This window comes from Bariatricus sp. SGI.161 (assembly GCF_050313695.1).
GTDB lineage: Bacteria > Bacillota > Clostridia > Lachnospirales > Lachnospiraceae > JAFBIX01.
Genome location: NZ_JBNPLX010000056.1, coordinates 1 through 6,140, shown reverse-complemented (window position 1 = coordinate 6,140; position 6,140 = coordinate 1). Strand labels below are relative to the sequence as shown.

The window sequence follows — 6,140 nt, the reverse complement described above, 5'->3', positions numbered from 1 at the left end:
TCACCGCTGTCACCCGCCCTCCTTGCAAGGGCAATCCGCCTGCCGTCTTTCCTGCGGCTGTACTGGTAGCAGATACGGTTCTCGCTTAAAAATGTGGTGCGGTATTCATTCAGCCATTTCGTAATCACCGTGGGTATGGTTTCCGTTTCCCCCATAGCGGCTAACAGTTCCGTTGCCGTGCCTATCCATTCTTCCTTATCCCTCATAAAATCCACCAACCGAAAAAGGACATCTGGTATCGTTTCTTTCGCAAGCTGCTCCTGCGTTTTCCGCTCCACAAGCTCCCAACGGCAATCACGGAAACGCAGCGTGTATTCCTGATAAGGCGTGTCCCTGCCCGTCACATACAGCTTGGCGGTGTCAGACGCACGTTTCTCCTTTTCCAGAACAAAGGTAGCGTCCGCACTCCCCGTTAATCCTGTCGTCCCAGACACCTTGTTGAACACGTCGCTGTCATTCTGCTTTCGGATGTGGTGTACGACAATGACCGCCAGAGAGTGCCTGTCGGCAAAGTCTTTGATGAGGGAGATGTCCCCATAGTCGCTTGCATAGGCATTGTCTTTTGAAGCTGTACGGACTTTCTGCAAGGTATCAATGACAATGAGCCTGCTGTCTGGGTAATCTTTCAGATAATCTTCAAGCTGCACGATAAGACCGTCTGACAGCTTGCAGCTTGCCACGGCAAAGTGGAGCCGCCCGCTTGCTTCGTCCGTCAAACGAAATAACCTGTCCTGTATGCGGCAGAACGTGTCCTCAAGGCAGAGGTAAAGCACATCGCCCTCCATTGTCGGCATATCCCATAAAGGGATTCCCTGCGACACGCATAAGCATAGCTTCAGCATGAGCCAGCTTTTGCCTATCTTCTGTGAGCCGCAGAACAGCGATAAGCCTGTCGGGATAAGGCTGTCCACCACAAAGGATGGTTTCTCAAGCGGTTCATAAAGGAGCGTTTCGGCGTTGACTGTCTGTAACTTCTGCATGGCTTTCCTCCTTTCGGGCGGTGTCTTTGTTTTCGTTGCACATAGGCGTTGACCTCCTTAAAAATAGATTTACTCCCACGGAAAAAAGTGAGAGTATGTAATGCCGCCAATCCCACACAAATAAAAAACAGATTTCTTTTTCGGGCGGTGTCGGTCACGGTTGGAGATATTTCTTCAATTTCCGCCTTTACTTTCTCCTTTGCAATCGCAACAGATTTCTGTATTGCCGAAGCGGTGCAATGCTCCATAGCGGCGATTTGGTAAAAATTGAACTCATACTCGTAGTAGAGCAGGAAACGCCGCCTTTGTATCTCTGGAAGGCTCCCAACCGCCTTATAGAGCGTTTCATTCCGTTCTTCCTCAACCATGCGTTCATCAAGGCTCTTAGGCACACGCAACGCCCGTCTGTAAAGGGTTTCGTCCCATACCTCGTTAAACTCCCTGTGCCGCTCGTCCCATTAGAAAAGATTCCTGTTCCTGCGCTCCATCTGCCGAAACTCCATAAAGAACTGTTCCGACACTTCCAACTCGTGGGATTTGCCCTGCCCGTCCTTAAAGCTGATAAAATACCTTGTGCCGCTTTCCGTGGATTCCTCCCGAAGCGTGTATGCCTTAACCCTGTATGCCATCCTGTTGTCCTCCTGCAAAAAATGAGTGAGGGGATTTCCATCCCTCACCCAGTAGCCCGCAGGATGGCAGGCTGTTTTAGAAGCTATAAAATTTTCCGCAGCTTCTTCCGCAGATGGTCTAACCTCGCATAGATGGCACCAGTCGTCAAATGCACAAGCGGGGCAATCTCCTTTGTGGAATACCCCTGCATTTTCAGCAGGACGATTTTCAAGGTACGCCCGTCCACCGTGACTAATACTTGATAGAGATTTTCGCTCTCAATCTCTTCCAGTAACTCCGCAACCGTACCCACTTCCGCCTGCCGCTCCCTGCCTGCCATGTCCTCAAGATATTCCGCAACGTCATTCGTCCATCGGTAAAACCGCCTGTTGGAATTGAAGTCTGCCCTGTCCGCCATGCGTATCTGCTCAATGGTCGCTTCATCAACGCCGCACTCACGCAGCAGCTTTTCCTCCGCTTCTTTCCAGATACGCCATTTCCTGTCCTCCCGTCCGTGGTTGTATGCCATTCTTACTTCCTCCAATCAGAATTGATTGAGAGGGCAGAGAAAAGCCCCCTCATCTTCCCAAAGGAAAAAACAAGGGGGCTGAACGCCTTAAATTTTAATTTTCTATTATCTTTCTTAGTTTTATTAGGATTCTGGCTTTGCGTTTGTTTACAACGCTCTGGGTTATGCCCAACCTCGCCCCGACTTCACGCTCGGAAAGTCCGTCAAAAAAGATTGCCTGTATCAGCTCCTGTTCACTATCCGACAGCAAAGGCAGGGCGGCTTTCAGCCTGTCCACCATGACCGCATTGACAACGGTTTCTGCAATGTCCACCGCTTCATCAGTGATAAAGTCCAGAGGATTCCCCTCGCTGTCCGTAAATCCGTCGAGAGATAGCAGTCTATTCTTTGTATCTAATTTTTGCAGATAACGCCACCGTTCCTTGTCACGGTAGAAGTCTGTGTATTGCTCCCTCACGACTTCAAGCAGACAGCCTTGAATGGGGATAAACAGCTTGTCCATATAGGTCTGGTCGGATTCCCTGCAACGGCAGAACTCCGTGTAGGATAATTCCACATAGCCGCCACTTTCTCTGATATATACCTTTCTTGGTGCATATTTCACCATAAATACCTCCCATCTGAATTTTTGAAATGTAAAAAATCCAGATGGAGAGGCGGAGAACGACACCGCATATCAGAAACAGCCCTGCGGCACTTTCCAACAAAAATCGACAAAAGAAAAACCGCAAAGGCTCTGTGACCTTTACGGTTATAGGAAATAGTAATTCTATTGTATGGAGATTGTACTTCTACTTTCAAGGTGAGAAGTACCGTTGCACTGGCAGAAATTTTTTTAACTGGTTTCCTGCCGTTCTCTGATATGCTATGTATTGATAAATTTTGCTTCGTATGAGCAGATAGATAACTGCCCGAAAAAAGGACATAAAAAAATCCCTCCAAATTTAAAAACAAATTCAGAGGGTAATTTAGGGTATAACAAAATAACCCACCCGAATATCGTTTTTTTTATTTGGTGAGTTTGTTCTTTCAAATACGAAACAAATGCTCATGTACGGTAAAGTATCACAAGAAAATTATGTCGAATTGACAGCCGCCTCCGCTATACCGAATAAGGAAATAAAGAGTCCTCAAATTTTGCGCTACTAAATGAAGACGAGCGGAAGTAATCTCCCGCTCGTCAGTAAACTTAACTATGCCATATCAATCCCGCTTCTTTCCCGCCACCGGCACTAAGAACAGCGCGGGCAACAGCAGGAAAGCGGTACAGACCAGCCCCCAGGGTATGGACACCTGCTGGGCTACCAGCCCCACAATAGGCCCGCCGATGATCTGCCCGAAAGAGTCCAGCTGTCCGCTGGTGGAAAAGACTGTGGCGCGCATTTTCTCATCCACATGGTCGTTCATCCAGGCGGCCAGCACAGGCTCCTTGATGGTGCGCATAAGCCCCGCCAGCAGGAACACCAACAACATGAACCAAAAGCTCCGCCCCACCGCGAAGAGAACCAGGCACAGGATATACCCGGCGCTGGTGGACATGACCACACTGGTTCGGCTGACAGTCCCTTTTTTCTCCATGCGGGCGATGAGCAACTGAGAAGCCAGAATACCTAAGCCGCTGCCGATAAGACTGATAACACCGAACCAAGTGACGCTGTTCAGCGGCCCGATAACGGGTATTACCGTGTCATCCAGAAAATGAGCGGTGGAGAGCCGGTCAAAGCCTTCACTGGCAAGTCCCCCGCATAGTGTGATTGCTAAGAGCGTCAGCAACACAGGTGCGCCTTTCACAAAGCCCAGGTTGAGCTTGAACAGGCAGACAAAGTCTTTAAGCAAGCCCTGCCGTTCCTCAATAGCAGGGGAGAAGTTGGTTTCTGGCATGATGCGAACCATCACCAGCCCCAACAACAAGCACAAACTGCCCCCCAAGATGACAGGCATTTGCAGGTTTATGTTTCCCAGCAGTGTGCCCAGCACCACGCCCAGAACGCCGCCGATTTGCCCCATTTGACTGCCCCGCAGGAACACCTTGTCTATGGGTTTGTCCTCTTCCTCCGAGGCAATCCACGCCTCCAGAGCGCCGGTGATGAAGGTATCACCGCAACCCCAGACAACCTGGGCCAGCAGAACCGGCGCGAACCACGGTAGCGCACCCTCCATCAGAAAGCCCAGGCCGTAGAGGAACATTCCAATCAGCACCGAGCGCCGACGGCTATACAAATCCGCCACCACACCGGTGGGTATCTCGAACAGAAAGCAGGAGGTCTCCTGAACCGTCCCTACCAGGACAAGCTGGAAAGCATCCAGCTGCACCACCTTCAGGTGGTACACGATGGAAAGCACTGTGGACATAGAAACCGCCAGGGAACAGACAAATCGGAACAGCAGGTAGACAGAATATGCCTTTGAATTTTTAGCAAACATGAAGTTACATTCTCCTTTCAAATCTCATTTTATATGACTTTTGCAAGCTGTTAAGCTAACTTGTGGAACATATGCCGAACCTTATCTATACGGCTATTCGGGCGGCGGGGTTGGCAAATAAATTTACCAATAGCTGGCTGGTATCCTTTTAACTCTGTCAAGCAGACTCCCTGCCCATTTGTGAAATAAGTTAAATCGTTCCTGTATTCTTGAATACATCTGGCAGGGATTTCTCCTTTCAGAATGACCTCGTCATTCTTTATCTGAGTACTTACAATATCTGCACAATACCTTGGAGCATCATGATACGCCCGTGAGAGATATTCCTGCGGTGCATAAATTTCAAAGTGGAGATATGGCTCTAATAGTTCTGTCCCTGCTTTTTTTAAAGCCTGCTCCAATACGATAGGGGAAAGCAGCCGAAAGTCTGCGGGGGTACTTACAGGACTATAATACAATCCATATTCAAAACAGATTTTACAGTCTGTCACTTTCCATCCATACAGCCCCTGCTCGCAGCCATAAAGAACCCCCTCCATAACCGCATTTTGGAACGATTGATTTAAATATCCAAGTGAAACTCTGCTTTCATACTGCACTCCGCTTCCAATAGGGAGCGGCTCTATGGACAACCCGACAGAAGCCCAGAAAGGATTTGGCGGGACTTCTATGTGGATGGTATATTCTGCTTTTCTAAGCGGTCTTTCCATATATATAACAGTAGGCTCTTTTATTTCTGCCTCCACATGATATTTTTCCTCAAGGATGGCACAAATGACTTCCATCTGCACATTCCCCAAAAAAGAAAGTATAATCTCATGTGTAACAGTATCAATGTCAAAATGCAAAAGAGGGTCTGTATCAGCAATCTCTGCGAGGGCATTTAACAGGGCTTCCCTTTGCTCCGGCTTTTGCGGCTCTACCGTTGTCCGAAGTAATGGCATGGGATTATCAATCCATGTTTTGTGAGGCAGGAGTTTTTCATTTCCCAGAATGTCGTTCAGTTTCAAAGTATCATCAGCTAAAATAACAATTTCTCCCGGACAGGCATGGTCAGCCGGGACGATTTCACCATTTGACGGAACACACATCTCTGTGATTTTTATTTTCTCTTTTTCAGATATTCTAATAACATCCCTCAAATGCAATGTTCCGCTATATATACGCACATAAACAAAACGCCGCCTTTTCTCTGAATATTCAATCTTAAAAACCTGCCCGCATAGTTCAGATTGACCTTCAGGCGTTGATGAATAAAATTTACTGGCAATTACTTCTATAAGCTGCCGAATCCCCAGATTGTTTTTAGCGCTTCCGTGATAAACGGGAAATAACGTTCCGTTTTGGAATCTCCTGTTTTCTTCCTGTTCCAGTTCTGACATTTTAAACGGTTTCCCTGACATATATTTCTCTAATAGTTCATCGTTTCCCATAATTACCGCATCCCACTGTTCCATATCGTCATTGTCCGTTACATTTATATGGGGATGCTGCCCAACCTTTTGCTTCACTATAATTTCCGAAGAAAGCTTTGCTTTCATTTCCCGATATACCATTGGCAAATCAATCCCCTCTTGGTCAATTTTATTGATGAAAAA

At 47.7% G+C, this 6,140-nt stretch carries 5 protein-coding genes and 1 pseudogene; all 6 read right to left on the bottom strand.

Going from position 1 to position 6,140, the window contains the following annotated elements; genetic code table 11:
* On the bottom strand, positions 1-980 hold a 980-nt coding region (locus tag ACQRBH_RS16925; RefSeq protein ID WP_427762621.1), incomplete at its 3' end, for an AAA family ATPase.
* 154 nt (positions 981-1,134) lie between these two features.
* A pseudogene (locus ACQRBH_RS16920) lies at positions 1,135-1,609 on the bottom strand (RNA polymerase sigma factor).
* Positions 1,610-1,692: 83 nt separating this feature from the next.
* On the bottom strand, positions 1,693-2,118 hold the full coding sequence (locus ACQRBH_RS16915) for a sigma-70 family RNA polymerase sigma factor (RefSeq protein ID WP_000323895.1): 426 nt from the start codon (positions 2,116-2,118) through the stop codon (positions 1,693-1,695).
* A 94-nt stretch (positions 2,119-2,212) separates the two neighbouring features.
* On the bottom strand, positions 2,213-2,722 hold the full coding sequence (locus tag ACQRBH_RS16910) for a sigma-70 family RNA polymerase sigma factor (protein ID WP_105116765.1): 510 nt from the start codon (positions 2,720-2,722) through the stop codon (positions 2,213-2,215).
* 599 nt (positions 2,723-3,321) lie between these two features.
* Complete coding sequence (gene tet(40) / locus ACQRBH_RS16905; RefSeq protein ID WP_427762619.1) at positions 3,322-4,542, bottom strand: tetracycline efflux MFS transporter Tet(40); 1,221 nt, start codon at positions 4,540-4,542, stop codon at positions 3,322-3,324.
* A 50-nt stretch (positions 4,543-4,592) separates the two neighbouring features.
* On the bottom strand, positions 4,593-6,140 hold a 1,548-nt coding region (locus ACQRBH_RS16900), incomplete at its 5' end, for a tetracycline resistance ribosomal protection protein (RefSeq protein WP_427762618.1).

Coding starts and splice junctions, on each gene's coding strand:
- ACQRBH_RS16915 (WP_000323895.1), bottom strand. CDS start 2,118: ATGGCATACAACCACGGACGGGAGGACAGGAAATGGCGTATCTGGAAA.